This window comes from Duganella sp. Root198D2 (assembly GCF_001428585.1).
Lineage (GTDB): Bacteria > Pseudomonadota > Gammaproteobacteria > Burkholderiales > Burkholderiaceae_D > Rugamonas.
On record NZ_LMIC01000048.1, the window covers coordinates 56,503 to 83,045 of the forward strand.

At 61.6% G+C, this 26,543-nt stretch carries 27 protein-coding genes and 2 tRNA genes; 6 read left to right on the forward strand and 23 right to left on the reverse strand.

Annotation, left to right across the window (positions count from 1 at the left end):
- Nucleotides 1-3: 3 nt before the first annotated feature.
- Nucleotides 4-651, reverse strand: coding sequence for a glutathione S-transferase family protein (locus ASE26_RS23975; protein ID WP_057247073.1), 648 nt, complete (start codon nucleotides 649-651; stop codon nucleotides 4-6).
- A 114-nt stretch (nucleotides 652-765) separates the two neighbouring features.
- On the opposite strand from ASE26_RS23975, the gene ASE26_RS23980 reads away from it, so the two are divergent.
- Nucleotides 766-1,347, forward strand: a complete 582-nt coding sequence (locus ASE26_RS23980) for a TetR/AcrR family transcriptional regulator (RefSeq protein ID WP_055929655.1) — start codon at nucleotides 766-768, stop codon at nucleotides 1,345-1,347.
- Here the strand turns inward: ASE26_RS23980 and ASE26_RS23985 are convergent.
- Nucleotides 1,344-1,925, reverse strand: coding sequence for a DJ-1/PfpI family protein (locus ASE26_RS23985; RefSeq protein ID WP_055929652.1), 582 nt, complete (start codon nucleotides 1,923-1,925; stop codon nucleotides 1,344-1,346). The two genes, ASE26_RS23980 and ASE26_RS23985, sit on opposite strands and share 4 nt — an antisense overlap.
- A gap of 141 nt (nucleotides 1,926-2,066) precedes the next feature.
- Here ASE26_RS23985 and ASE26_RS23990 point away from each other — a divergent pair, with 141 nt between their 5' ends.
- Nucleotides 2,067-3,002: a GlxA family transcriptional regulator gene (locus tag ASE26_RS23990; protein ID WP_055929649.1), complete on the forward strand. Its 936-nt coding sequence runs from the start codon at nucleotides 2,067-2,069 to the stop codon at nucleotides 3,000-3,002.
- Between the two features lie 83 nt (nucleotides 3,003-3,085).
- A complete protein-coding gene (locus ASE26_RS23995; protein WP_055929647.1) occupies nucleotides 3,086-4,006 on the forward strand; it encodes an alpha/beta fold hydrolase in 921 nt (306 codons plus the stop codon).
- 19 nt (nucleotides 4,007-4,025) lie between these two features.
- Here the strand turns inward: ASE26_RS23995 and ASE26_RS24000 are convergent, their stop codons facing one another.
- The 11 genes from ASE26_RS24000 to ybiB all read right to left on the reverse strand — a co-directional run bounded on the left by ASE26_RS24000 (nucleotide 4,026) and on the right by ybiB (nucleotide 15,082).
- Nucleotides 4,026-5,078: a DUF5694 domain-containing protein gene (locus ASE26_RS24000; protein WP_156410004.1), complete on the reverse strand. Its 1,053-nt coding sequence runs from the start codon at nucleotides 5,076-5,078 to the stop codon at nucleotides 4,026-4,028.
- A 102-nt stretch (nucleotides 5,079-5,180) separates the two neighbouring features.
- Nucleotides 5,181-6,665, reverse strand: a complete 1,485-nt coding sequence (locus ASE26_RS24005) for a hypothetical protein (protein WP_057247075.1) — start codon at nucleotides 6,663-6,665, stop codon at nucleotides 5,181-5,183.
- Between the two features lie 129 nt (nucleotides 6,666-6,794).
- Nucleotides 6,795-6,873: transfer RNA gene (locus ASE26_RS24010), tRNA-Ile, on the reverse strand.
- A gap of 44 nt (nucleotides 6,874-6,917) precedes the next feature.
- On the reverse strand, nucleotides 6,918-7,469 hold the full coding sequence (locus tag ASE26_RS24015; RefSeq protein WP_057247076.1) for a hypothetical protein: 552 nt from the start codon (nucleotides 7,467-7,469) through the stop codon (nucleotides 6,918-6,920).
- A gap of 58 nt (nucleotides 7,470-7,527) precedes the next feature.
- A tRNA-Ile gene (locus ASE26_RS24020) sits at nucleotides 7,528-7,606 on the reverse strand.
- Nucleotides 7,607-7,614: 8 nt separating this feature from the next.
- Nucleotides 7,615-9,858: an RNA polymerase sigma factor RpoD gene (rpoD, locus tag ASE26_RS24025; RefSeq protein WP_055929639.1), complete on the reverse strand. Its 2,244-nt coding sequence runs from the start codon at nucleotides 9,856-9,858 to the stop codon at nucleotides 7,615-7,617.
- A 170-nt stretch (nucleotides 9,859-10,028) separates the two neighbouring features.
- Nucleotides 10,029-11,825, reverse strand: a complete 1,797-nt coding sequence (dnaG, locus tag ASE26_RS24030) for a DNA primase (RefSeq protein ID WP_055929636.1) — start codon at nucleotides 11,823-11,825, stop codon at nucleotides 10,029-10,031.
- A 102-nt stretch (nucleotides 11,826-11,927) separates the two neighbouring features.
- Entirely contained in the window at nucleotides 11,928-12,377 is a 450-nt protein-coding gene (locus ASE26_RS24035; protein ID WP_055929634.1) for a GatB/YqeY domain-containing protein, read from the reverse strand.
- Between the two features lie 126 nt (nucleotides 12,378-12,503).
- Nucleotides 12,504-12,716 (reverse strand): 30S ribosomal protein S21, encoded by a 213-nt coding sequence (rpsU, locus tag ASE26_RS24040; RefSeq protein ID WP_005665410.1) that lies wholly within the window; start codon nucleotides 12,714-12,716, stop codon nucleotides 12,504-12,506.
- A gap of 197 nt (nucleotides 12,717-12,913) precedes the next feature.
- Nucleotides 12,914-14,125 carry an NAD(P)/FAD-dependent oxidoreductase gene (locus tag ASE26_RS24045; protein WP_057247077.1) on the reverse strand — a complete coding sequence of 404 codons (1,212 nt, stop codon included), beginning with the start codon at nucleotides 14,123-14,125 and terminating at the stop codon, nucleotides 12,914-12,916.
- 6 nt (nucleotides 14,126-14,131) lie between these two features.
- Entirely contained in the window at nucleotides 14,132-15,082 is a 951-nt protein-coding gene (gene ybiB, locus ASE26_RS24050) for a DNA-binding protein YbiB (RefSeq protein ID WP_055929628.1), read from the reverse strand.
- A 73-nt stretch (nucleotides 15,083-15,155) separates the two neighbouring features.
- On the opposite strand from ybiB, the gene ASE26_RS24055 reads away from it, so the two are divergent.
- A complete protein-coding gene (locus ASE26_RS24055; RefSeq protein ID WP_055929625.1) occupies nucleotides 15,156-16,214 on the forward strand; it encodes a 3-deoxy-7-phosphoheptulonate synthase in 1,059 nt (352 codons plus the stop codon).
- Here the strand turns inward: ASE26_RS24055 and ASE26_RS24060 are convergent.
- Complete coding sequence (locus tag ASE26_RS24060; protein ID WP_055929622.1) at nucleotides 16,211-16,666, reverse strand: OsmC family protein; 456 nt, start codon at nucleotides 16,664-16,666, stop codon at nucleotides 16,211-16,213. The two genes, ASE26_RS24055 and ASE26_RS24060, sit on opposite strands and share 4 nt — an antisense overlap.
- Nucleotides 16,663-17,292: a GntR family transcriptional regulator gene (locus ASE26_RS24065; protein ID WP_057247078.1), complete on the reverse strand. Its 630-nt coding sequence runs from the start codon at nucleotides 17,290-17,292 to the stop codon at nucleotides 16,663-16,665. Before ASE26_RS24065 ends, ASE26_RS24060 begins: the two co-directional genes overlap by 4 nt.
- A gap of 86 nt (nucleotides 17,293-17,378) precedes the next feature.
- Between ASE26_RS24065 and tsaD the strand changes: the two genes are divergently transcribed.
- Nucleotides 17,379-18,413 (forward strand): tRNA (adenosine(37)-N6)-threonylcarbamoyltransferase complex transferase subunit TsaD, encoded by a 1,035-nt coding sequence (tsaD, locus tag ASE26_RS24070; RefSeq protein ID WP_055929616.1) that lies wholly within the window; start codon nucleotides 17,379-17,381, stop codon nucleotides 18,411-18,413.
- Here the strand turns inward: tsaD and ASE26_RS30920 are convergent, their stop codons facing one another.
- The 6 genes from ASE26_RS30920 to ASE26_RS24095 form a co-directional block, all read right to left on the reverse strand.
- A complete protein-coding gene (locus ASE26_RS30920) occupies nucleotides 18,414-18,584 on the reverse strand; it encodes a hypothetical protein (RefSeq protein ID WP_156397970.1) in 171 nt (56 codons plus the stop codon).
- Between the two features lie 68 nt (nucleotides 18,585-18,652).
- Nucleotides 18,653-19,447: an ABC transporter ATP-binding protein gene (locus ASE26_RS24075; RefSeq protein WP_055929613.1), complete on the reverse strand. Its 795-nt coding sequence runs from the start codon at nucleotides 19,445-19,447 to the stop codon at nucleotides 18,653-18,655.
- A 1-nt stretch (nucleotide 19,448) separates the two neighbouring features.
- Nucleotides 19,449-20,345 carry a nitrate ABC transporter permease gene (gene ntrB / locus ASE26_RS24080; RefSeq protein WP_055929610.1) on the reverse strand — a complete coding sequence of 299 codons (897 nt, stop codon included), beginning with the start codon at nucleotides 20,343-20,345 and terminating at the stop codon, nucleotides 19,449-19,451.
- A gap of 11 nt (nucleotides 20,346-20,356) precedes the next feature.
- Complete coding sequence (locus tag ASE26_RS24085) at nucleotides 20,357-21,577, reverse strand: CmpA/NrtA family ABC transporter substrate-binding protein (protein ID WP_055929607.1); 1,221 nt, start codon at nucleotides 21,575-21,577, stop codon at nucleotides 20,357-20,359.
- A 116-nt stretch (nucleotides 21,578-21,693) separates the two neighbouring features.
- A complete protein-coding gene (locus ASE26_RS24090; protein ID WP_055929604.1) occupies nucleotides 21,694-22,602 on the reverse strand; it encodes a LysR family transcriptional regulator in 909 nt (302 codons plus the stop codon).
- Nucleotides 22,584-23,483 carry a LysR family transcriptional regulator gene (locus tag ASE26_RS24095; RefSeq protein ID WP_057247079.1) on the reverse strand — a complete coding sequence of 300 codons (900 nt, stop codon included), beginning with the start codon at nucleotides 23,481-23,483 and terminating at the stop codon, nucleotides 22,584-22,586. Before ASE26_RS24095 ends, ASE26_RS24090 begins: the two co-directional genes overlap by 19 nt.
- 109 nt (nucleotides 23,484-23,592) lie before the next feature.
- On the opposite strand from ASE26_RS24095, the gene ASE26_RS24100 reads away from it, so the two are divergent.
- Nucleotides 23,593-24,447 carry an oxidoreductase gene (locus tag ASE26_RS24100; RefSeq protein ID WP_057247080.1) on the forward strand — a complete coding sequence of 285 codons (855 nt, stop codon included), beginning with the start codon at nucleotides 23,593-23,595 and terminating at the stop codon, nucleotides 24,445-24,447.
- Here the strand turns inward: ASE26_RS24100 and ASE26_RS24105 are convergent.
- Both ASE26_RS24105 and ASE26_RS24110 read right to left on the reverse strand, forming a co-directional pair.
- A complete protein-coding gene (locus ASE26_RS24105) occupies nucleotides 24,444-25,283 on the reverse strand; it encodes an ion transporter (protein ID WP_055929595.1) in 840 nt (279 codons plus the stop codon). The genes ASE26_RS24100 and ASE26_RS24105 overlap by 4 nt on opposite strands.
- Nucleotides 25,280-26,506, reverse strand: coding sequence for a metal-dependent hydrolase (locus ASE26_RS24110; RefSeq protein WP_057247081.1), 1,227 nt, complete (start codon nucleotides 26,504-26,506; stop codon nucleotides 25,280-25,282). The genes ASE26_RS24105 and ASE26_RS24110 overlap by 4 nt, the downstream gene beginning before the upstream one ends.
- Between the last annotated feature and the right edge of the window lie 37 nt (nucleotides 26,507-26,543).

Here is a 26,543-nt window from a genome sequence, read left to right on the forward strand (position 1 = left end):
ACCTCAGGCTGCCGCCTGCTTCGGCGCATACAGCGCCACCTGTGCTGCCATTGCCCGCGCGTAGGCTGGACGGTCCATGCAGCGCGCCTGGTAAGCGCTGACCGCCGGGAATTGCTCCAGCAGGCCGCTCGAGTCCAGCAGGCGCAATACCGTCGACATCATGATGTCGGCAACGCTGAACGTGCCAGCCAGATAGTCGCTACCTGACAGCCATGCTTCCAGGTCGCCGAGGCGGCGCTTCGCCATCGCTTCCAGCCCGGGCCGGCGAGCTTCGACCCATGCTTCTCCCGCATGGAACACGTCCAGCTCCGCAAAGGCACCGAAATACGGCTCGACCGAATTCAGTGCCGCGTACAACCACATCTCGGCCAACTGCCGCTCGCGCGCGCCGGTCGGCATCAGCCCCAGTTGGTCGCCCAGGTGGCGCAGTATGGCGCCGGACTCGAAGATCGGCTGATCGCCATCCAGCAGCAAAGGCACCTGGCCAAAAGGCTGCTGCTGGCGATAGGTGGACGACATCTGGTCTTCAGGCCCAATTGTCTGCACGGAATACGGCTGGCCTGCCTCTTCCAGCGCCCAGCGTGCGCGCAGGTCGCGCACGTAACCAACAGCGAAATCTGGAACGGAACGCAAAGTAACCAGGGTGTACATGTCTGTCTCCTTAGGGTTGGGATGTGAACATGTGGCAGATTACGGAGATACTTAATATGTTCAAGAACATATTTTCAATCGGACGCATAATGCCGATCAAGGAGGAAGCCCCCCATGCCTTACACCGCAGAGCACAAGGAGCGCACCCGCGCCAGGATCGTCGAATCAGCCCGCAAGCTGTTCAACCGTCACGGCTTCGAGCAGGTATCGATCGAAACCATCATGTCAGAAGCCGGCCTGACGCGCGGTGGTTTCTACAACCATTTCGGCAGCAAGGATGAACTGTACGCCGCCGCTGTAGCCAGCTTCACCACCTGCAACCCCTTCCGAAAGGACATCGCCAGCGCGCCCTCGGCCGACCCGCGCGACATGGCTCATCGGCTGTTGAACCTTTACCTTAGCGACAAAGTGCTGGAAGATATCGAGAACCACTGCCCCCTGTATGCCTTGCCCGGCGACGTGGCCCGCGCCGGCCTGTCGCCACAGCGCGCCTACACAGACCTGATCCGCAACCTGACACGCATTTACGCGCACGCGTTGAAGGACTACGGCGACGGCGAGCAGAGGGCGCAAGCCATCGTGGCGCTCTGCGTCGGCGGCATGGTGCTGGCCCGCACCACCGACGATCCTGTACTACGCGCATCATTGCGCGCGGCGGCACGCCAGCAAGCACTGGCGCTGCTGGGTGCGAATTAAGGCTTGATCTCGGTACCGAGCACCTTGAGGAACTGCGCCATCCATTGCGGATGCGCAGGCCACGCTGGCGCTGTCACGAAATTTCCATCAGTGACCGCCTGGTCCATCTCGACCGAAACGTATTCGCCCCCAGCCATGCGGACTTCAGGCGCACACGCTGGATACGCCGAGATGCGCCTGCCCTTGATGACGTCAGCCGCAGTCAGGATCTGCGCACCGTGGCAGATCGCCGCAATCGGCTTGCCCGCCTTGGCGAATTCCTGCACCGTTTCCAGCACTCGCTGGTTGAGGCGCAAATATTCCGGCGCCCGTCCGCCCGCAATCACCAGCGCGTCGTAGGCCGAGGCACGAGCGTCGTCAAAGCTCGCGTTCAGCGCAAACTGGTGGCCTGGTTTTTCAGTATAAGTCTGGTCGCCCTCAAAATCGTGGATCGCGGTCTTGATCTTCTCGCCCGCATTCTTGCCAGGGCAGACCGCGTGCACCGTGTGCCCAACCATCTGCAGTGCCTGGAACGGCACCATGGTTTCATAATCTTCCGCAAAGTCGCCCGTCAAAAACAGGATCTTCTTGATTGCCATTCCGATCTCCTTGTTAAAACTTGCATGACGAAATGCGCTTACGATGAGCAGCGCGACTGATGAGGATAACATCGCTTGCCAGCGCCGGCAGCCAATGGCGCGTATGATCGAAATACCTCCTTTTACGCCATAGGTCCTGCTTTGCTGAAGATTGGCTTCCTGCTGCCGCCTGGCTTCCAGATCATGGGGCTGGCCGCCGCCTCCGCGTTCGAACTGGCTAACACCACGGCCTGCGAGCGCCTGTACGACATCGGCTTTTTTTCCGCACATGGCGGCCCGGTTGCAAATTCGTTCGGCGCCTCGCTGGAAACCCAGCCGCTCGCGCGGCGCCGGCTGGACACCCTGATCGTCTGCGGCCTGGTTGCGCCAGCGCCCACCGACACGCAGATACTCATTCGCTTGCGCGCCGCCGCCAGGCTTGCGCGCCGGACCGCATCCGTCTGCACCGGCACTTTCCTGCTTGGCGAAGCTGGCCTGATCGACGGCAGGCGCGTCACAACGCACTGGTTGTTTGCCCGCGAACTGCAGCAGCAATTCCCCGCGGCGCGCGTCGATGCGGACCGCATTTTCATCAACGATGGCCCAGTCTGGACTTCGGCCGGCATGAGCACCGGCATCGACCTTGCGCTGGGCCTTATCGAGGCCGATTACGGCGCCGAACTCGCGGCAGCGGTGGCGAAGAAGCTGGTGGTCTACCATCGTCGCGGCGGAGGCCAGTCCCAGCATTCCACCCTCCTGCAACTTGGCGCCAAGTCCGACCGCATCCAGCGCGTGCTGGAGTATGCGCGCAATCACCTGCACTCCGGTCTGTCGGTCCAGGAACTGGCCGGTGTCGCACACCTCAGCCCTCGACAGTTCAGCCGAGCCTTCACAAGCGAAACCGGCCAGTCGCCGGCCAAGGCGATCGAGCACCTGCGGCTGGAAGCCGCGCGCCTGATGATCGAGCAAAGCCGCCACACCATCGAAGAAATCGCGGCGGAAACCGGCTTCATCGATACCGAACGCATGCGACGCGCCTTCCTGCGCGCCTACGGACAGCCGCCGCAAGCACTGCGCCGTATAGCGCGCATGTCCTGAAAGGAGGGAAATACGTCATTTACGCCACAAGCAGCGGAACCTATATTGAAGGCATCTCGAACCCTTCACCAAGGATCACCAATATGTCCGCGCTCAAGAAATCAATCGCCGCTGCTGCAGGCACCCTTGCATTGGCCGGCGCCGCCGCCCAGGAAATCGACTACGTAAAACTCAGCCCCGATATCACCCTGCGCCGGATGGTGGTCAAAAATCCGGCAGCCAAAGGCACGGTACTGTTCCTGCACGGCTTTCCGGAAACCATGCTCACCTGGCGCGACCTGGCGCTGGACCTGGGCCGCGATTACGAAGTGCACGCCTTTGACTGGCCGGGCTATGGTCAATCGTCACGCCCTTCCGCCGCCAAATTCGCCTACGCACCGCGCGACTATGCGCAAGTCGTTAAGGCCTACATCGACAAGGCAGGCATCGACCGCTCAACGCTGGTGATTTACGCCACTGATATCGGCGCCCTGCCGCCGCTGCTGGCAGCGCTGGAGCAGCCTGACATCGCAAGGAAAATCATCGCCGGCGACTTCGCCCCATTCGACCGGCCGCAATACATGTCCGACCGCCTGCGCAGCCTGAAAGAGCCGCAGACCGCCCAGGTAACCCGCACCGCGATCAACCAGAATCGCAACGAGATCATCGAAAACACCTTCCGCCGCGGCCTGGAAGCCAGCGAGCAATTCAATGTGCCTGCGGATTTCACGGAAGACATGCTGGCCGGCTGGACGCAGGGCCGCCTGAGCACGGGAGACGCCTTCTACCACTACTACTCGCACTTCACCCGCGACCAGCAGTATTTCGAGGCCAACCTGGAACGCCTGAAAACACCGGTCCAGGTTGTGTGGGGAGAGAAGGATATCTACATCGACAAGAAGATGGGCGAAGAATTCGCCGCCAAGTCAGGTCGGCCATTCAGCATCCTGCCCGGGCTCGGCCACTACGCCCACCTGCAGGCACCGCGACAAATCAGCCGCGAGATCCGGGCAGCGTTTGATTGAGCGGCGTTCCTGCGCTGCGTCACTTCAAAACGTCGACAGCATCGACGATCTCCACGCCCTGCAGCTGCGCAAGCCAATGGTCAAACCAAGGCTTATGCGCAGCGCCGACAATGGACAGCACACGGGCCCCCGGACGCTCGCGGAAGGTTTCACGGATGTTGGCCACCATGCGCAGGTTGCGGATCTCCCAGCCGCCTACCCAGATTTGCGGGTAAACTTCCGCCGACTTCGCCCGCATCGGCCCTACTACGTTCGACTCCGCATGGATGCGCATGCTCTCCGGCGCGTTTATGAAACGGTACAAGGGCAGCATATCGTCCGCCTGCGACAAGGCATCTTCCTGCTTGCGGCGGACGTTCATTTCGGCGCTGCTTGACGCCCAGGCAGCCTCCAGCTGCTTCACGAAGGCCTTGATGTCAGGCAGGTCGATACGGTCGCCGGTATGGTTATCAACCGAATAGACGCGCTGCAGGCCAAGCCTGGCGGCCAGTGGCGCCGCAATCAGGTTGTCCTCGTTCTTGCGCTTTTCAAGCTTTTCCAGCATTGCCACCAGGGCCGCATCCAGGCTATCGCCCTCGCGGCGCTCGGCCGCAGGCAACTGCAGCCACTGCACCAGGGCCGACGAGGGCTCGTTCGCCGCCAGGAACGCTGCCGCCAGACGCCTGCGCTGCGATGCAGTCGGCTTCGCAGGCCAGGCCTTCAGCGTCTTATCCACTTCCGCCAGCGCAGCCGGCATATCGAGCCCGGTCGCAGCCATCGCTACCTCAGTCTTGGGACACCAGTTCGCCCCATACTTTGCGGGATGCCGCGCCGCGAGGTCACAGTCCTCCCCGGACTCGCTCTCAATGGTAATGATGTCGGGCTTGAAGGCTGCCAGGCGGTCGATGACACCGCCCAGGGAAGCCGCTTTGAATGTGGCCGGCGTGCCGCTCAAATGGACGGTGCCCAGCACCATCACCTGCGACTTCGGCCCCGCCATGTCGCGATCGAGCTTGGTCAAATCGACCTGCGCTTGCGCCAGCAACGGCGATGCCGCAGCCAGCCCCCACGCCACTTTTTTCCACATGCCCATTTCACTCCCCCGACGGTTGATAGGAGTGCCGATTCTAGGATCCCGCGCGCGTGCGCGCCCCCGCTATCCGACAGGATGCAGGATCAAGTGGATGGATGGCGTTTAACGGCGGGCGCCTGCTGCGCTGAACGTCAAGGACACCTTGCCGCCGTTCTTGTTGCCGCAGCTGCGCTTTGCCTGCTCGGGCGCCAGGGTGCCGGTGAAAGAAGCCTGCCGCGGCGGTCCATCCAGTGGCAGCGTCAGGGCAATGCCCTCGCTGTCGTACATGACGACCTGCGGCAGCTCCTTGCCATCGTCTCCTTCTGGATTAAAGATATCCACTTGGACCGCGTGCCCGTTCATGCTGAAGCGGCATTCGCCGGCACGCTGCTCGTAAGCGAAATCGAAAGAGCGCTGGCCCTTCTTATCGATATTGATGCGGCCAAGGCTCAGGGAATGCTCCACTCCGGCTGTCGTCTGGCTGAAGCGCGTCTCGCCGCCAACAGCGCCCGTGTACCAGGCAAGCTTGCCGCCGGCATCTTTGGAGATGACGACCCATTGCCCTGAATTGGTGGCCGCGAACACCGGTTCCCCTGGCGCCAGTTGCAACGGAGTTTCCTTTCCATTGGCGGGAGAAATGAGTACCAGCTCCGCCGCCTTGCGCTTCACGTCGCAAGGCTTGCGCAAGGCCAGCACGTCCGCGCCATATTCGGTAATCGAACTCGTTTCGCAAAATTTGCTCGGATAGCTGGCCAGCGAGAGCTGCTTGCCTTCGGCGCTGGTCACTGCCAGTGTCGATCCTGTCTTCTCGTAGGCGAGCGAATAGATCGCACCCTGCTGGGAAATTCCCGCCGCCACGTGGCGCGGGGATTGCTTGAACGGACGCATGCTCCAGGCATAACCGCCATTGACCAGGACGCGCGAATTTGCATAGTCGTCGACCCAGTTGTCCTTCACTACTTTAGCTGCAACGAATGGCCCGGCAACCTGCACGTTGTCGCCTACAAAGCGCGCCTCGGAACCGCTCCTGAAGGCGCCCGTCTTGCGAACGTTCAGCTTACCCTCTTTCAGGCGCCGGTCCAGCGCGAGCGTAAAGAAGGAGTAATACTCGGAGGAGTCATCCTCGTCCTTGATATAGCCTGCAACCTGTAGCCCACTCGCGGATACGCCCAGCGCATGGCCGTAGCTGTTGCTTCCCGGGATCGCAAGCTCTTTCTTTCCAAGCTGCTTTCCCTGCATATTGAATTGGTATATGTAGACGAGGCCCTGGTTCAGCGAGCGCGAAGCTTGGGTATCCACGTTCGCCAGCAGGTAGACATTCTCGCCATCGAACGCGCACTGCACCGGGTACAGCGATGCGTCATCATCGGGCACGGGGATTTGCGTCTTGGCCAGGACGGCGTCGCGCTTCAGGTCAAGCAGCGTCAGCTCGGCAGTGCTATTCCCCCATTCGGGATCAAAGCTTTGTCCAACGAGACAAGCGCGAGCATTGTCGGCAGAAAAACCTATGTAAGTGGGTGAAAATTTGCTGGCATTGAGGGGAGCGGCCAGGGCGCTGGAAAATGCCAGGCCGAGCAGGATGGATCCAGGGAATCGAATAATATGCATAGAGGAAATATTACCAGAATAGCAATCGCATCCTTGAAACGATTCAATCCCTGATGTCCGAGGGAATATCCCAATAGAAAACGCCCCGACGATTGCTCGTAGAGGCGTTTTTCACTGCATATAGCGAATTGGTAGGCCCTCGCGGAGTCGAACCGCGCACCAAAGGATTATGAGTCCTCTGCTCTAACCAGGCATGAGCTAAGGGCCCTGGGAACCCGGCAGGATAGGGCTGAAGCCCCTTTCCGTCAAGTTTTACTTGCCGCCTTGCTTTGGCGCGCAAGAATTGATTGCTGCCACCAAAACCGCTTTGGTGTTGATATTCGGGTCAATTGGCGCATCACCTGCCCCGTAGGTCTGGTCGGTGGCCGTGCTGGCGATGCATGGGCAGGCCGCATCCAGTGCAGCAGTCCCTTGCCTGGCCAGCGGCGCGAAAATACCCCGGCCGCCGCGGCAGATTTCCTCCAGTTGCTGACCGACTTGTTTCTTGACGTACGGCCTCGCGCAGACGACTTCCGCGTCGCGTATCAGGTCGCTGTATTTGGCCTTGTCCTCCGCCGTTGGATCGCCAGGGGACCGCCAGTCTGCCGCGCGCAGGAACTCCTCGGCCTTTATCGGAAGGCAGACGCAATACTGGTCAAAATCCACATCCATCTTCTGGAATTTGGGGTCGTTGCGCGCGTCATCGCAGTGGGATTGGCCTGGCAGCAGCTGCTTCAGGACGGCTTCATCCATAGGCGCGGCATGGCCCGTGCCCATAACAGCAAGCGAAAGGAAGAGGGCCAGCAGTTGATCGCGTACGTTCATCGGTTCATTTACAGAAAAAACAAAGCCCGATCCAAAGGACCGGGCCTTGCTGATGTGTTGGTAGGCCTCCCCGGAGTCGAACCGGGTACCAACGGATTATGAGTCCGCTGCTCTAACCAAGCGTGAGCTAGAGGCCCGTCGGGCCTTAGTTCCCTTCCAGGAAACTCTTCAGCTTGTCCGAGCGCGATGGGTGGCGCAGCTTGCGCAGTGCCTTGGCTTCGATCTGGCGGATACGTTCACGGGTCACGTCGAACTGTTTGCCGACCTCTTCCAGCGTGTGGTCGGTGGACATTTCGATACCGAAGCGCATGCGCAGCACCTTGGCTTCACGCGGCGTCAGCGAATCCAGCACATCCTTCACGACACCGCGCATCGAGGCATGCAGCGCTGCGTCCGAAGGCGCCAGCGTGTTGTTGTCCTCGATGAAGTCGCCCAGATGGGAATCGTCGTCGTCACCGATCGGCGTTTCCATCGAGATCGGCTCTTTCGCGATCTTCATGATCTTGCGGATCTTATCCTCCGGCATTTCCATCTTGATCGCCAGGGTTGCCGGATCCGGCTCGGCGCCGGTCTCCTGCAGGATCTGGCGCGAAATCCGGTTCATCTTGTTGATCGTTTCGATCATGTGCACCGGAATACGGATGGTACGTGCCTGGTCGGCGATGGAACGGGTGATCGCCTGGCGGATCCACCACGTAGCGTACGTGGAGAACTTGTAGCCGCGGCGGTACTCGAACTTGTCGACCGCTTTCATCAGGCCGATATTGCCTTCCTGGATCAGGTCGAGGAATTGCAGGCCGCGATTGGTGTACTTCTTCGCGATCGAGATCACCAGGCGCAGGTTGGCCTCGGTCATTTCACGCTTGGCCTTGCGCGCCTTCATTTCACCGGCCGCCATCTGGCGGTTGATGTTGCGCAGGTCCGGCAGCGGCAGCACGACGCGCGCCTGCAGGTCGATCAGGCGCTGCTGCAGTTCCTTGATGGTCGGGATGTTGCGGCCCAGGATCGCGCTGTAAGCGTGACCTGCGGCGACTTCGCCATCCACCCATTCGAGGTTGGTTTCGTTGCCCGGGAAAACCTTGATGAAGTGGGCGCGCGGCATGCCGCACTTGTTCACCGCCACGTCGAGGATCTGCTTCTCGATATGGCGCACTTCATCGACCTGTCCGCGCAGGGTGTCGCACAGCTTTTCCACCACTTTGGCAGTGAAGCGGATGCCCAGCAGCTCGCCGGAAATCGACTCCTGTGCCTTCAGGTAGGCTTTCGAGTTATAGCCATCCTTCTCGAATGCTTTGCGCATGCGGTCGAACTGGTTGGCGATATTGTCGAATTTTTCGAGGGCGAGCTGCTTCATCGCTTCCAGCTGCTCGGCGGTGTAACCGGCCGCGGCGCCGCCTGGACTGGCGGCTTCGTCCTCTTCCTCTTCGCCCTCTGCTTCTTCGTCGTCGTCCGACTCTTCGTCGTCGGAAGCGGCGGCTGCAGTGGCGATGTTTTCGCCATCCTCATCAACCAGGCCGTCGACGATTTCGTCGATCTTGATCTCGTCGATGCGGATGCGCTCGGAGGTGGCGAGGATCTCGGCGATCGTCACAGGGCAGGCGGAAATCGCCTGGATCATGTCGCGCAGGCCGTCTTCGATACGCTTGGCGATTTCGATCTCGCCTTCACGGGTCAGCAGCTCGACCGAACCCATTTCACGCATATACATGCGGACCGGGTCGGTGGTGCGGCCGAAGTCGGAATCGACGGTGGACAGCGCGGCTTCTGCGGCAGCTTCAGCTTCGTCGTCGCTGGTGACAGTGGCGACGTTATCCGACAGCAGCAGGGTCTCGGCATCGGGCGCGTGCTCATACACGGCGATGCCCATGTCATTGAAGGTGCCGATAATGCCCTCGATCGCTTCCGGATCGACGATATTTTCTGGCAGGTGGTCGTTGATTTCAGCGTAGGTGAGGAAGCCGCGTTCCTTGCCGAACTTGATCAGCGTCTTGAGCTTCTGGCGGCGGCGTTCGAGTTCCTCTTCCGTAGCCTCGGTGTCGGACGAGAACGCATCTTTCAGCAATGCCTTTTCCTTGGCCTTGCGGTCTTTGGCTTTCGCCTTGTCCGCAGCCTTCATCTCGGCACGCTCAACAGCGTTCAGTGCTGCAACCTCGTCGTTTTCCGGCGTGAATTCCTTCGGCTTGCGGCCACGGCGTCCCGGCACCTTGACGGATGGCAGCACATATCCGGAAGTATCGATGGCAGCCAGGGCGGCTGCGTCCGTTGTCTGACTAACCACCGGCGGCGCCGTGACGCGAGTTGCCGGTTTATTAGCCGACTTGGTCGCGGGCTTGGCGGTCACTTTGCGAGGCTTTTCAGCCGCTTTGGTTTCAGGTTTCTTTGCTGGCACAGGCGCTTTCCGGGAATAGTTAAGTCCACTACAAACCGCAACAACTACTACTGTAACTTACTGAAAACAAACGAAAAATCAGACCCGCTAAATATTGCAATATTTAGCATTTTATTATAGCACGCCCCTTTACAATTACCAGACGGGAAGGTTTCCGTGCGTGCCAGCAATTACCTCGAACCTAAATCATCTTCAGCTTCCTTGCGCAGCTGGTCTTGCTTGGCAGTAATTTCGCGGTAGCGTACACCAATTTCTTCGGAGGATAAACCAGCGGTAAATAGCTGGTCCAGTTCCTGTTTTAAAGCATCCATCTTCAAGTGGCGCACGGTAGCGAGCAGCCACAGGCGCTCACCCTCGATATCCGGCTCCGGCGCGGCAGCAATCTCACCGATGAGCGCATCATAATCGCTGCCGGTTTCTTTCACCAACTGGCAGAACGCGGCAAAGCTGCCCTGCTCCCCCAGCGATTGCGCCTGCACAATCAGCCAGACCAGGCGCTCGGCGGCTTCCTGGCCGAAATGACTGAAGGCCAGCAGGGCTTCGTCATCCAGCTGCAGCGCCAGGGTCGGGTGCGTCAGCATGACGCGGATCAGTTTCAGCTCAAGCCCCACTGGCTGCACGCGCCGGCTCTTTGGCGGCGCTACCTTATTAGCAGCCACTGGCTTGGTCAGCTCAAATAGCTGCTCAACTTCGCCCGGCGTGCTCTGCGTCATGGTCGCCAGGCCGCGCACGATTTGCAGGCGCAGCGAGGTCGGCGGCATAGCCTGCAGCAGCGGCTTGGCGTCGAACTGGACGCGGGCCCGGCCTTCAGGCGATGTTAAATCATGCTCGCCGGCGGCCTCGCGCAGCAGGAATTGGGACAGCGGCATCGCTTCATGTACCTGCTGCTCGAAAGCCTGGGCGCCATATTCGCGGATATAGCTGTCCGGGTCGTGCTCAGCCGGCAGGAACAGGAACTTGATCGTCTTGTCATCCGACACATGCGGCAGGCAGGCTTCCAGCGCACGCCTTGCAGCGCGGCGACCGGCCTTGTCGCCATCGAAACTGAAGATCACGGTGTCGGTTTGACGCAACAACTTCTGGACGTGGGTCGTGGTGCAAGCGGTTCCCAGCGTCGCGACCGCTTGCGGAAAGCCCATCTGGGCCAACGCCACCACGTCCATATAGCCTTCCGTCACCAGCACATAGCCCGCATCGCGGATTGCCTGGCGCGCTTCGAACAAGCCATACAGCTCCGAGCCCTTTGAAAATAAAGGCGTTTCCGGGGAATTCAAGTACTTTGGTTCGCCCTGGTCCATGATGCGGCCGCCAAAGGCGATCACCTGGCCCTTGGTATTGCGGATAGGGAACATTACCCGCTCGCGGAAGCGGTCATAGCGCTTGGTGCGCTTACCGTCCTCATCGACGTTCTGGATGATCAGGCCGGCTTCAACCAGGACCGGGTTTTCATAGTCCGGGAACACGGCTTTCAAGCCATCCCAGCCGCTCGGCGAATAGCCCAGCGCAAAGCGGGCCGCGATTTCGCCGGTCAGGCCGCGGCCTTTCAAGTAGCCGATCGCCTGCGGCGCCAGGCGCAATTGGGCGCGGTAAAACTCATTAGCCTTGGACATGGCCTCCGACAGCGCCATGGACTGCTGCTGCTGGGCCGCGCGCTGGGCCGGCGGGATTTTGTCGTCCTGTTCAGGTACGACCATGCCGACATTCTGGGCCAGATCCTTGACCGCATCGACAAAGCCCATGCCCGAATACTCGATCAGGAAGCCGATCGCGGTGCCATGGGCGCCACAGCCGAAGCAGTGATAGAACTGCTTGGTCGGACTAACGGTAAAGCTAGGAGATTTTTCGCTGTGAAACGGGCACAGGCCCTGGAAATTGGCGCCGCCCTTTTTCAACTGGACGTAACGCCCCACCACATCGACGATATCGACGCGGTTCAGCAGGTCGGCAATAAATGACTGTGGAATCACGAGGCTGAACGGTATTTGTTATAAATCAGACTATACCGCCGCGCACAAAGGGAGTTTGATCCACCTCAACGCACGCGGCCCACGATATGGCTGGGCTGTAGATTATGACGGGGTGAGGGCCTTTTTGACCAGTGCGGAGACGACGGTCATGTCGGCGCGGCCAGCCAGCTTGGGCTTGACGATGACCATGACTTTGCCCATGTCCTGGGGACCTGCTGCGCCGGACTCGGCGACGGCGGCTTTCACTTCAGCGGCGATCTCTTCGTCGGACAGGCCGGCTGGCATGTAATCCACCAGGAAGGCCAGTTCGGCTTTCTCAATGTCGGCCAGGTCGGAACGGCCGCCGGCTTCGAACTGGGTGATCGAATCCTTGCGCTGCTTGATCATCTTCTCAACGATGGCCACGGTCTGCACGTCGTTGACTTCGATCTGCTCGTCCACTTCCTTGCGCTTGATCTCGGCCAGCAGCAGGCGGATGGTGGCCAGCTTGCCGGCTTCCTTGGCGCGCATGGCGGCTTTCATGTCTTCAGTGATCTGGGCTTTCAGGCTCATAGCTACCTCAAAAGTGTGCGTGGAAAAAAGGAAAACCCGCTGCGGCATTTACCGGAGCGGGTTGAAACTCTGGCGTGGGCATCCGTGGCGATCAATGCGCCTGCAAGAATGCCGACGAGAGCTGAATTAGTACAGCTTCTTAGGCAGTTGCTGGCTGCGGATGCGCTTGTAGTGACGCTTCACGGCAGCTGCCAGCTTGCGCTTGCGTTCTGCGGTTGGCTTTTCGTAGAACTCGCGTGCGCGCAGTTCGGTCAGCAGACCGGTCTTTTCGATGGTGCGCTTGAAGCGACGCATTGCGACTTCGAACGGCTCGTTTTCTTTAAGGCGGATAGTAGTCATGTAAAAATTCAAACCGTTAGGGTTCAGGAAAGACAGCGATATTAGCAGGTTTTGCTCAAAAATGGAAGAGACAATAGACGCCAAACCGGCCACTCAGGCGGTTCCGCAGGGGATATCGACGTCTTTCGCGGGCAATATTTCAGCCGAGCTAACATCATGAATCCGGCGAAAAATGCGTTGCCGGAAGTGGAATGATATCAGATCGCGAGGCCGGCAGCCACTCCGGATGCCCAAGCCCATTGGAAGTTGTAGCCGCCCAGCCATCCGGTCACATCCACCGCTTCACCAATGAAGTACAGACCCGGCACGTTCTTGCATTCCATCGATTGCTGGGACAACTCGCGGGTGTCGACGCCGCCACGCGTGACTTCGGCCTTGCGATAGCCTTCCGAGCCGTTTGGCGTGATGGTCCATTGGTTGACGGCGCGGCCCAGCTTGCGCAGGGTGTCGTCCTTCATGTCGGCGATGCGCGCTTCGGGGTCCAGCCCTTGCACTTGCAGCAAGCCTTCGGCCAGGCGGCTCGGCAGCCATTGCGACAGCAGGTTGCCGAGCTGCTTCTTCAGCGTGCCCTTCCCTTCGATCAGCGTCTGCGCCAGGTCCATTTCCGGCAACAGGTTGATCGTGATCGGGGTGCCGGGCTGCCAGAAACTGGAAATCTGCAGGATGGCCGGGCCGCTCAGGCCTCGGTGGGTGAACAGCAGGTCTTCGCGGAAGCGCGCGCCGCTCGGATTGCGGCCTTTCAGGGAGCCGGTTTCCACGTCCACTTCCAGCGATACGCCGGACAGCGGCACGAATGGCGCCCATTCCTCGGTGTCGAAAGTCAGCGGCACCAGGGCGGGACGCGGCTCGACCAGCTCCAGCCCAAACTGCTTGGCAATCCGGTAGCCGAAATCGGTCGCGCCGATTTTCGGGATCGACAAGCCGCCAGTGGCAACGACAATCGACGCCGCGTGGATTTCTTCGCCTTCGTCTGTTTGCAGGATGTAGCCGGCACCGTTCTGCTGCAACGCGTCCACTTTCGCAGGCATGCGCCAGTGCACATTGCCGTCGGAGCATTCATCCTTCAGCATCTGGATGATCTGCTCGGCCGAGTCGTCGCAGAACAGTTGTCCTTTATGCTTTTCGTGGAAGCCGATACGATGCTTCTTCACCATCGCCAGGAAGTCGTGCGGCGTGAAGCGCGACAATGCGCTCTTGGCGAAGTGCGGGTTCTCCGACAGGAAATTGGCGGGGCCGGCGTTAATATTGGTGAAGTTGCAACGACCACCACCGGAGATGCGGATCTTCTCCGCCAGTTTATCGGCGTGATCGAGCAGCACAACGCGTTTGCCACGCTTGCCTGCAGTCGCTGCGCACATCATTCCGGCGGCGCCCGCGCCGATCACCGCCACATCAAATTCTTTAGCCATAACCTCCTATTTTACGCGAAGCAAATGGCGGGCTACATCTTTACAGTGGGCGACTTGCTGAGCGATCGAATCCGGCACCGGAATCTCGCCGCGCAGCACGGCCTGGATCCAGGCGGCAGTGGACTCCGCGCTCTTATCTTCGGGCAGCTCGGGCAGCTTTTCCACCAGGGTCTGCTTCTCGACCAGCACCGTGCGCTCGCCGCCGTGGAACCAGTCGATCTTCTGCGCCTTGTTGGCATTGGCGACAGTCTCGCCTTCCGTGCCGCGCATCAGGAAGGCGTGGCCTTTGTTCAGCGTGAAGAATTCACCCAGCGATTCCAGGTACTCCGGGTGGGTATAGGACACCAGCCGCAGCGCGGCCCCTGCAAACGGCTGCACGATCTTCACCAGCGTATGCGTCGAGTTGCGCACGCCGAGGATGCGGCGCAGCGACAGCATCCACGCCAGCCGCGGCGCCAGTGCATCGATGGTGATGAAGGCCACGCGGCCATTCGCCAGCGCAGCTTCAGCCGCCGCATGGTCGGGCGAGGCGTGCACGCCGAGCGCCTCAAATACTTCGGCCGTGGCGACGCGCCCCACGTCATGTGCCACGCCGTGCACCAGCACCGGTACGCCTTCGCGCGCCAGCAGCAGCGCCAGCAAGGCCGTCAGGTTGGCCATCTTGCGCGCGCCGTTATAGCTGGGAATGACCACCGGTGCAAACTCGCCGGCCGGCGCAGACAGCTTGTGGAACGAGGCTTCCGAAGCTTCCAGGAAGCCTTCCAGCTCTTCCACCGATTCGCCCTTGATACGCATCGACAGCAAGATGCCGCCCAGCTCCAGGTCCGATACGCGCCCATCAAGAATCGCGCCCCACAATTCGCGCGCCTGTTCGCGCTCCATGCTGCGGGCGCCCTTCGCGCCCCGGCCGATTTCCTTGATGTACGGAGCGGCCTGGAAAGGTTGTTTAGTCGTCATTCAGCCAGTTTACGGCATTTCGGCTACACTGTTAGATCCCCCAAGAAAAAACACAGTGAAAAGCAGACTGATCATGATCGCCCAAAACCTTGAAAACATTAACGTTACCTCGTTCGCATCCATGCCCACCCCTGAGGAGCTGCATGCGAAACTGCCGCTGACCGACAAGGCCTCCGACACCGTCACCAAGGGCCGCGCCGACCTGCGCGCCATCCTGGAGCGCAAGGACAAGCGCCTGTTCGTCGTCGTCGGTCCTTGCTCCATCCATGACCCTGTCGCGGGCCTGGACTATGCGCGCCGCCTGAAAGCGCTGCAGGAAGAAGTCAAGGACACCATGCTGCTGGTAATGCGCGTGTATTTCGAAAAGCCGCGCACCACCACCGGCTGGAAGGGCTATATCAACGATCCGTATATGGACGACTCGTTCCGCGTCGACGAGGGCATGCTGAAAGCGCGCCAATTCCTGCTGGACGTCTGCGAACTGGGCCTGCCAACCGCCACCGAGGCGCTGGACCCGATCTCGCCGCAATACCTGGGCGACCTGATCGCCTGGACCGCCATCGGCGCCCGCACCACCGAATCGCAGACCCACCGCGAAATGTCGTCGGGCCTGTCGACTCCTGTCGGGTTCAAGAACGGCACCGACGGCGATATCGGCATTGCGATCAACGCCATCCTGTCGGCGGCGAATCCGCACGCCTTCCTGGGCATTAACAGCCAGGGTAATGTGTCCGTCGTGCGCACGCGGGGCAATCCGCATGGCCACGTGGTGCTGCGCGGGGGCGACGGCCGGCCTAACTATGATTCCGTGTCGGTGGCAATCGCGGAACAGTCGCTGCAGAAGGCCAAGCTGCCGGCCAATATCGTGATCGACTGCTCGCACGCCAATTCGTACAAGAAGCCGGAACTGCAGCCGCTGGTGATGACCGATGTGGTCAACCAGATCGTGCACGGCAATGAATCCGTCGTCGGCGTGATGATCGAGTCGAACATTGTGGCGGGCAACCAGAAGATTCCGGCGGACCTGTCGGAACTCAAATACGGCTGCTCGGTGACCGACGCCTGCATCGACTGGGAGACCACGGTTCGCGTGCTGAAAGAGGCTGACCGCGAACTGCGTGCCCGTCCTTAATAGCGCCAGCTGCCTTCAACCTTCATCTCGGACTTGACCGAACGCGCCAGGAAGCACGCTCCATGTGCTTCGTGGTGCAGGCGCTCCAGCTCCGCATCCGTCGGCGCCTTCTCGCCCGAGAAGGCGACCAGCGGCTTCAGCGTCACCACGCTGATCCAGCCATCTTCCATCTTCCCTTCCGCCGCATCGACGTAGCTGTCGACCACATACCCGTCGCGCGCCGCCAGGCTCAGGAACCACAGCATATGGCAGCTCGATAGCGAAGCCACATATGCCTCCTCCGGATCCACCGCAGAAGGATCTGACAGCGGCACCCTCACCACATGCGGCGACGACGATCCGGGCACTACCATGCCGCCGTCAAACGTCCATTTATGCAGGCGGCTGTACCGGTTATCGGTGAATTTGGCGTCGTGCCGATGCCACGCAACTTCCGCGGTATGAATGCTCAAGTCATGCTCCTTTCAGTTTCGCGCAGGTGCGCGGCCAGCATGGCGCACGCGCCCTCAGCATCACCTGCCCTCACCAGCGCGATCAGGCGTTGGTGCTCATCGTTCCATTCCGGACGGCGCGCCTCCGGCCCCAGGCGCGCCAGGTAAAAGCGCTCCACCGAAGACCGCAAGCTGCCCACCAGCTGCAAGCTGCGCGGCCTCGCGCTTGGCGCATACAGTTCGTCATGGAAGGCGCGGTCGAGCCGCAGCCATTCCAGCGGCACAGTCTCGCCATCCAGTTCGTGCTGGATCGCCTCCAGCCGGCGCAGGCTGCGCTCCGAATGCAAGGGCACCGCGCGCCGCAGCACCTCGGTCTCCAGCAGCACGCGCAGGTCGAACAGCTCACGCAGTTCTTCGGCGCTCAAGGTGGTCACGAAGGCGCCGCGATTCGGCTCGATCTGCACCAGGCCTTCCGCCTGCAGGGAATTGAGCGCTTCGCGCACGGGGATACGGCTGGTGCCGAATTGTTCGGCCAGTTCGGCCTGGCGCAGCACGGCGCCGGGCGCCAGTTCGCCGTTGCTGATGGCATCGCGCAGGGCCGCCAGGATGGCCGGACCGCCGTGCGCACGGGGTGGAGGTGTCTTCATGCAATCAATTGTATACACGTATACCAATCATCGCAAGCAGGCTTTCAATTACAATGGCGGATTGCTTTTACCCTTTGTGCACTCCAATGATCGTTCTCGGCGTTGAATCCTCTTGTGACGAAACCGGCCTGGCCCTGTATGACACGCAGCGCGGCCTGTTGTCGCACGCCCTGCACTCGCAGGTAGCGATGCATGAGGAATACGGTGGCGTGGTGCCGGAACTGGCCTCGCGCGACCACATCCGCCGCGCGATTCCGCTGTTGGAGCAGGCGCTGTCCAAGGCTGGAATGGCCGCCCAGGACATCGACGCCATCGCCTACACGCAAGGGCCGGGCCTGGCCGGCGCCCTGCTGGTTGGTTCCGCCATCGCCTGCTCCCTGGGCCTGGCGCTGGATAAGCCGGTACTGGGCGTGCACCACCTGGAAGGCCACCTGCTGTCGCCGCTGCTGGCCAGCGAGCCGCCGGAATTCCCTTTCGTCGCGCTGCTGGTTTCCGGCGGCCATACGCAGCTGATGCGCGTAGACGGCGTCGGCCAGTACGAACTGCTGGGTGAAACTCTGGATGATGCGGCTGGTGAAGCATTCGATAAATCGGCCAAGCTGCTCGGTCTGGGCTACCCCGGCGGCCCGGCCATTTCGCGCATGGCCGAATTCGGCGATCCGGAAGCCTACAAGCTGCCGCGTCCCATGCTGCACTCGAAGGACCTGATGTTCTCGTTCTCGGGCCTGAAGACAGCAGTGCTGACGGTAGTGAACAACAGCGGCGGCGCTGCCAATGTCTGCGAGCAGGACAAGGCAAACATCGCGCGCGGTTTCGTGGATGCGATCGTGGATGTGCTGACGGCCAAATGCCTGTCCGCGCTAAAGCAGACCGGCCTGAAACGCCTGGTGATTGCCGGTGGCGTCGGTGCGAACGCGCAGCTGCGCGCATCGCTGAACGCGGCAGCCAAAAAGAAGCACTTCAAGGTCTACTACCCGGAACTGGAATTCTGCACCGATAACGGGGCAATGATTGCCTTCGCCGGCGCCATGCGCCTGCAGATCAATCCGCAGGCGGCGCAGCGGGATTATTCCTTCAATGTCCGTCCGCGTTGGCCGCTGGACGAACTGCGGGTTATTTGATCAGGCGAGCAGCCAGGCGCTCAGGCCCACCAGGGCCAGCAGGCCGGCTGCAATACCGGTACGCAGGCCGGTGTGGTTCATCTGCTGGCGTACCAGTTCGTGGCGGTTCGGCTTTTCATCCCGCTTTGCTTCTTTGATAACTTCGTGCTGCTGTACTTCGGTACTCATCATGCGTCTCCATTTGTATAGACCACAAATGTAGCAGCAGAGCCGTCCTGCTGCCACACTTTTGTACATTGCTATGCAGCAAAACGTTGTGCCGGGCGTCCTTGCCGCTGGTAGAGGAACTCCAGTACGCTGGTCCGGTAGTCGAGGTAAAGCGCATCCTGGGCCAGGGCTAGCCTGTCGCGCGGGCGCTCCAGCCTTACTTTAACAATACCGCCGATCGTGGCAGCTGGACCATTTGTCATCATGACAATGCGGTCGGACAGCAACACCGCCTCATCCACGTCATGCGTGACCATCACCACCGTGGCACCGGTAGCGGCAACGATGCGCATCAATTCATCCTGCAGGTGGGCGCGCGTCAGGGCGTCGAGGGCGCCGAACGGTTCGTCCATCAGCAGCACTTTCGGCTCCATCGACAGCGCCCGGGCGATGCCAACGCGCTGCTTCATGCCGCCCGAAATTTCGGTGGGCCGCTTGCCGCCGGCCGCCGCCAACCCGACCAGCTCCAACGCTTTCCAGGTGCGTTCGTCCAGCTGCGCGCGCAACTCTTTGCCGCCGAATACGCGCTCCACCGCCAGGTAGATGTTCTCGAAGCAGGTCAGCCAAGGCAGCAGTGAATGGTTCTGGAACACTACCGCGCGTTCCGGTCCCGGCCCGGCGATTTCACGCCCGCTGCAAACCAGCACGCCGCTGCTTGGCAAGTTCAGGCCCGCGATCAGGTTGAGCAGTGTCGATTTGCCGCAGCCGGAATGGCCGATCAGGGTGATGAATTCGCCCTGCTCCACCGCCAGGTTGATGTCGCTCAGCGCGTGGAATTGGCCGAAGCGCATATCGACCCTGCTGATATCGATGAATTTCGACGCCATCTCATTTCTCCTCATAGCTGAAGGCTTTGGCCAGCGCGACCAGCGCCAGTTCCAGCAGCAGGCCGACCATGCCGATCACGCCAATGGCGATCAGGATGTGCGGCACATTCATGTTGTTCCATTCATCCCATACCCAGAAGCCAATGCCAACTCCGCCGGTCAGCATTTCAGCGGCGACGATCACCAGCCATGCGGTACCGATCGCCAGCCGCACGCCGGTCAGCATGTAGGGCAACACGGAAGGCAGCAGGATCCTGGTCACCACCTTCCACTCGGACAAGTCCAGCACACGTGCCACGTTCAGGTAATCCTGCGGCACGCGCTGCACACCAACAGCTGTGTTGACGATCATCGGCCAGATCGAGCAGATGAAGATGGCCCAGATCGCGGCCGGATCGGCGGCCTTGAAGACCAGCAGCCCAATCGGCAGCCAGGCCAGCGGCGACACGGGCTTCAGCAGGCTGATTAAAGGGCTGAACATGCCATACACAAAGGAGAAGCGGCCGATCAGGAAGCCTAGCGGAATGCCGACCAGCGCCGCCAGGCCAAAGCCAAGCGCCACCCGGCGCAGCGACGCAAGGATATTCCAACCTATGCCCTGGTCGTTCGGGCCCTTGCGGTAGAACGGATCGGCAAACAGCTTCACCGCCTCATGCCAGGTTTCCAGCGGCGTTGGAAACCCTGCATTTCGTACTGCCAGGATTTGCCAGGCCAGCAGCAGCAGCGACAGGCCAAGCAGCGGCGGCAGCACCTTCATGACGAAGGGCCGCAGCCGCCCGCCCTCCGGCGCCAGGCGTACTCCCTTCGCTGCCAGGCGTGCGCGGCGCGACGGTGCAGGCGCTGCGTCCGCGGCTGTGGCCGCGCCTATGCCCTCTATCGATTCGTAGACTGCATTCATATGCCCTCCCTTCACACCTTGATCTTGAACGAGTCGGCATACGCCTTGGGATTCTTGCCGTCCCAAAGTGCGCCGTCGACCATCTTCACGCTACGCAGCGGCGACTTCGGCACATTCACCTTCGCCATGCTTGCCGCATCCTTGTAGACCTCAATCTGGTTGACCTGCGTCGCAACGGCCAGGTAATCAGGCTCCGACTTCAGCAAGCCCCAGCGTTTCTGCTGCGTCAGGAACCACATGCCGTCGCTCAGGTAAGGGAAATTCACCGCGCCGTCATTGAAGAACTTCATGTAGTTCGGATCATCCCAGACCTTGCCAAGCCCATTCTGGTAGCGCCCCATGATGCGCTGGCCGATCACGTCGACCGTGGTGTTGACGTAGGATTTGTCGGCAATGGCTTCGGCCATCCTCACCTTGTTCGACAGGGATGCATCGATCCAGCGCCCCGCTTCCAGCACCGCTGCGACCAGTGCGCGTGCGGTGTTCGGATACTTCTTCACCCACTCCGCGCTGGTACCGAGCACCTTCTCCGGATGGTCGCGCCAGATATCCTGCGTAGTGACCGCCGTGATGCCGATGCCGTCCACGATCGCGCGGTGGTTCCACGGCTCACCCACGCAGAAACCGTCCATATTCCCGATCCGCATATTCGCTACCATTTGCGGCGGCGGCACGGTGATCATCTTCGCGTCCTGCATCGGATTGATGCCGTATGAAGCGAGCCAGTAATACAGCCACATTGCATGCGTACCGGTTGGGAAAGTCTGGGCGAAGGTGTATTCGCGCGGCTCGGCGCGCATCAGCTTTGCCAGCGACACGCCGTCGACCGCCCCTTTGTCGGAAAGCTTCTTCGACAGCGTGATCGCCTGGCCGTTGTGATTGAGGTTCATCAGCACGGCCATGTCTTTCTTCGCGCCGCCGGCGCCAAGGTGCACGCCGTACACCAGGCCATACAGCACATGTGCAGCATCGAGCTCACCGTTCACCAGCTTGTCGCGCACGGCGGGCCATGAGGCCTCTTTGCTCAACACGATCTTGATGCCGTACTTCTTGTCGAAGCCCAGCAAGGACGCCATCACGACCGAGGCGCAATCAGTGAGGGGAATGAAGCCGACTTTGACTTCTTCTTTTTCCGGCTTGTCGGAGCCTGCAGCCCAGGCGTAATTCGATAAGGCTGTCGCAGCGCCCGCAGCAAGCAGGCGACGGCGGGTAAGGCTGAACGTGCGATCCATCTCTATCCCCGGTGAGTAAATAATGGGGATATTGCAAGCGCCGTGCCACCCCGCTTCCGGGGCGATGCCGGTGAAAATCAAGCACTGCGTTTGTGCGCCGCACCAATTTAGCGCTGTCAGCGCACCGGTTGGAGCCTCGGATCGGTGCGCAGGCGCTCGGCCATCAGGTCCACGAAGCTGCGAATGCGGGTTGAACCCTGGCGGCTGTCGCGGTGGATGATATGGATCGGCACGGCCGGCGTGGCGTAGTCCTGCAGCACCTCCACCAGTTCTCCGGCATCGAGCAAGGCGGCCGCCTGGTAGGACAGCAGGCGGGCGATGCCGAAACCGCTGCGCACCGCCTCGATAGCCGAGTCATTGTTATTCACGCCCAGGCGCGGCTTGACCCGCAGCGATTGCGTGCTGCCGCCATGCTGGAAGCGCCAGTCCGGCGGCACGCTGGAGCCGGATGAAGCGACAACGGTGTGTTGCTCCAGTTCCTGCGGCGTGGCCGGCGCGCCATGCTTCGCTATATAGGAAGGCGAGGCGATGATCATGCGCCGCACCTGCCCGACGGGAATCGCACGCATGCTCGAGTCGGGCAGCTCGCCGATGCGGATGCCGACGTCGATGCCCTCCTCCAGCAGGTTCGTCACGCGGTCGACAAAGACAGTGGAAACATCCATCGCAGGATAGCGCTGCAGGTAGTCGACGATGCCGGGCACGACGTAGATGCGGCCGAACAGCACCGGCGCGGTGACGGTCAGGTGGCCGCGCGGCGCGGCGTTGATACCCGCCACCGCATCGTCGGCTTCATCGACTTCCGCGATGATGCGGCGCGCATCGTCCAGGTAGCGCTGGCCCGCTTCCGTCACCCGCACGTGGCGCGTGGTACGGTCCAGCAGCCTTACGCCCAGCCTTTCCTCCAGCGCCGCCACCGCGCGCGTGACGGCAGGCGGCGACAGGCCCAGGCGGCGCGCGCCTGACGCGAAGCCCTGCTCCTCGGCCACGGCCACGTAGACAGTCATCAGGTAAAGGCGGTCCATTTGCGTTTCATCATGAAGTCGATAAAGTGCCGCACGCGCATCGGCATGCGGCTGCGCTGCGGATAGTACATGTAAACAGCCGCATTCGCCGTCACGTGGGTCGGCAGCAGGTGCACCAGCCGTCCCTCTGCCAGGTCGCGCTCCACCATATACAACGCCAGCTGCCCGATGCCGACGCCGGCGCGTACCGCCTCCACCTCGCCTTCCGCCGTGTTGAAGGTCGCCACGCACGGCACATCCTGATAAACCGTTCCGCCCTGCCCTTTCATCTCCCACGGAATGACGCGGCCCGTGTTCGGCTGGCGGAAGCCGGTGCAGCGGTGCTGCTGCAGCTCCTCCACCGTGCGCGGCGCGCCGTGACGCTCAATGTAGCCGCGCGAGGCGCAGATATACAGCGGAATTCTGCCCAGCTGGCGCGCGACCAGGTTGCGCTCAGGCGGATTACCCGCACGGAAGCCGACGTCGATCTTCGATTCGATCAAATCGGTGAAGTGGTCATCGAACAGCATGTCGAAATGGGCGCTCGGATACAGCTCCTGGAACTCGCGCAGCAGCGGCGCCAGCATCACCGTGCCCAGCGAGGTAGGCGCGGCGACGCGGATCATGCCGTCGACCGCCTCGCGGCTGTTCTGCACATGGTCCAGCGCCTCGTCCAGCAGGCGCAGGCCGGGGTTGGCCAGTTCGAACAGGCGCTGGCCCTCGTCGGTCAGGCTCAGGCTGCGCGTGGTGCGGTGGAACAGGCGCACACCGAGGTATTCCTCCAGCTGGCGAATCGCCTTGCTGACCGCCTGCGCGGACAAGCCGGCATCTACCGCTGCCTGGCTGAAGCTGCCGGCGTGCACGACGCCGATGAACAGTGTGATGACGCGGGCCTTATCCATGATTCACAACTACTGGTTGAAGATCAATCACCTTTACCGTATCTAGTGTAGCAGCTTCCCGAGGCCTAATATTCCCTTCACCAACCCACCCGATTGAAGGAGCAATATCATGGCAAACAAAGTCTGGTTCATCACTGGTGCCTCCCGCGGCTTCGGCCTGCTGATTGCCCGCGACGCCCTGGAGCGTGGCGATTCCGTCGTAGCTGCAGCCCGCAACCCGCAAGCGATCGTCGACGCCCTGGGCGTTCATCCCAAGCTGCTGCCGGTGCAGCTGGACGTCACCAAGGAAGCCGCTGCCGTCGTCGCCACCCAGGCCGCAATCGAACGCTTCGGCCGCATCGACGTGCTGGTGAATAATGCCGGCTACGGCATCCTCGGCGCCGTTGAAGAGACTTCGGCTGAAGAAGTGCGCCGCAACTACGAGACCAACGTCTTTGGCCTGCTGAACGTGAGCCGCGCCGTGCTGCCGGTCATGCGCCAGCAGCGCAGCGGCCGTGTGCTCAATATTTCTTCGCTGGGCGGCTACCAGGCTTATTACGGCTGGGGCGTCTACGGCTCCACCAAATTTGCGGTGGAAGGCTTGAGCGAAGCGATGACGCAGGAACTGGCCCCGCTGGGCGTGCACGTCACTGTCGTGGAGCCGGGCTTCTTCCGCACCGACTTCCTCGACGCCACGTCGCTGGTCGAGACTGCGGTTCGCATTGAAGAATACCAGGACACGGTCGGCGCCATGCGCACCTTCGCCGCCGGCGCCAATCATGCCCAGCCCGGCGATCCGGCCAGGCTGTCGCAAGCCGTGCTGAAACTGGCCGATGCCGAGCAGCCGCCACTGCGCCTGCAGCTGGGCAGCGACGCCGTTGCCCGCGCCTACGCCAAACACCGGCAGGTGGAGCAGGAGCTGGCGCAATGGAAGGAGCTGGCGCTGTCGACCGACTTCGAGCAACCGGTCAAGCAGGCCGCTTAAATCGCGGGGAACCGGCTCCCGCAGCTCTTGCAGAAACGCGCCGACTGCTCATGGTCCGCGGCCAGGCAGCCGGCGCAAGTACGGTTCGAACGGCGCTGCTGGCTGATTTCCGCGCTGATGATACCGGTCGGAACCGCGAGAATGCCCCACCCAAGCAGCATCATGACCGAAGCGATGGCACGCCCCAGGTCCGTCTTCGGCACCAGGTCGCCAAAGCCCACCGTGGTCACGGCGGAAATCGCCCAGTAGACGGAAGTCGGGATGCTGGTGAAACCATGCGCCGGCCCTTCCACCACGTACATGACGGTCCCCAGCAGGAACACGATCATGAACACCACCGACAGGAAGATCAGGATCTTGCGCCGGCTGGCCAGCAAGGCACGGCCCAGCATCCCATATTCCTCGATGTAGAGCGTGAGCTTGAGGATACGGAACATGCGCAGCAAGCGCAGGATCCGCACATTGAGCAGCACATGCGCTCCCGGCAGGATCAGCGACATATAGCTTGGCAGTACCGCCAGCAAATCGATCATGCCGAAGAAGCTGCGTGCGTAGCGCAGCGGGTGCCGCACGCACAGCAGGCGGCAGGCGTATTCGATAGTAAACAGCGCGGTAAAGAACCACTCTGCCGCGAACAGCCAATCGCCATAGTCGCGCGCCACCCCTGACACGCTGGCCAGCACCACCGTCGTCACGCTAAGCAGGATGGCGCCGATCAGCGCCAGGTCGAAGATCATGCCGGCCCGCGTATCGGACTCGAAGATCACGGCATACAGCTTTTCGCGCCAGCCGCCTTGCGGCCGGCCGAAGCGCTGGTGCGGGTCGTAGGTCTTCATTGCACGCTTCCCAGCAAATCAGAGCGCGGCATGCCCCAGGCCGGCACGCCGAACGGGCATTCCGGCTGCGCTGCCAGCAGCAGCGTGGTGAAGTTGCCGCGCGGCGTGGTGGCGAAACGCAGGTCGCTGGCCTGCGCCGCATCCACCGCCGGCATGCGCGCGAAGCGCAGCCAGGCCGCAAGCTGGCAATCGGCGGCCGCACGCGCACGCAAGGCAGCCACATCGCCTTGCCACGAGCCGGAAACCAGCACCCCCGGCACGGTACCGGCCATTTCCTGCGCCGCGTCGGCCGTCAGCGCCGCAGGGCATGCGCGCGGCGGCAGCAGCGAAGGCGCAAGACTCAGATGCCCACGCCGCAGCTGATAAGCTTTCCCGTCCGATTCAATCGAAGTGAAGCTCCAGCACAATGGTTGCGACGGGAAAGCAGTCAGCGCCACATCCAGCACGCGCGCCTGCGGGTCTTGCAGCACCAGCGCCGCCGTCACCGCCTGGCGCGCCTTGAACGACGCCGACGCCTGGACGCCGACAAACGCCAGCGCCACGCCAAGCGCCAGCAGGAGTGCGCGCCGGCTGTGCATATGCATGAAGCGCAGCGCCGCCACCGCCCCGCCCAGCGCCACCAGCGCCGCGAACGAAGCCCAGCCAAGGTAGCCATGCATCGTCACATACAGCAGCACTACCGGCAGCACCGCCAGCAGCACCATGCGCATCCGCCGCGAAGGCGCCGCCATCGCCAGCGGCACCCCGAAGGCGACCCAGAACACCGGCTCGATGATGTAGACCATATCGCCGAAATACCAGGTTCCGCTGAACGGATAGAACGGATGGACGCCGTAGTTGTTCATGAAGTCCATGCCGAGGTGCAGCAGGAAACCCGCCGCCAGCGCCAGCAAAAGCCCACGCCGTGCGGCGCGGCTCTCCCGCAGCAACGCCCGCGCATTCGGCCACAAGGTCCACAACAGGGCGAACAGCAGCAATGCCTGCGGCAGCAGGTACAGCAAAGTGTGCGTATGTCCCCGGTGGTGCAGCAAATAGCCCAGCGGCGCCGGCGCCAGCCGGGTGAAAAACAGGTCAAGGTCGGGGAAATTGCTGGCAAGCGCGCAGGCTGTCAGCAGCAAGCGATGGCGCGTCTTATGCCGCGCCGGCTCAGCCTCCACGGGCAGTGAGCGCTGGATCAATTCGCCGACACCGAGGCCGACAACGGAATGAGTGATGTTATCCATACCTAAATGAAAGTCGGGGTCAGCTCCGGCAATCGGA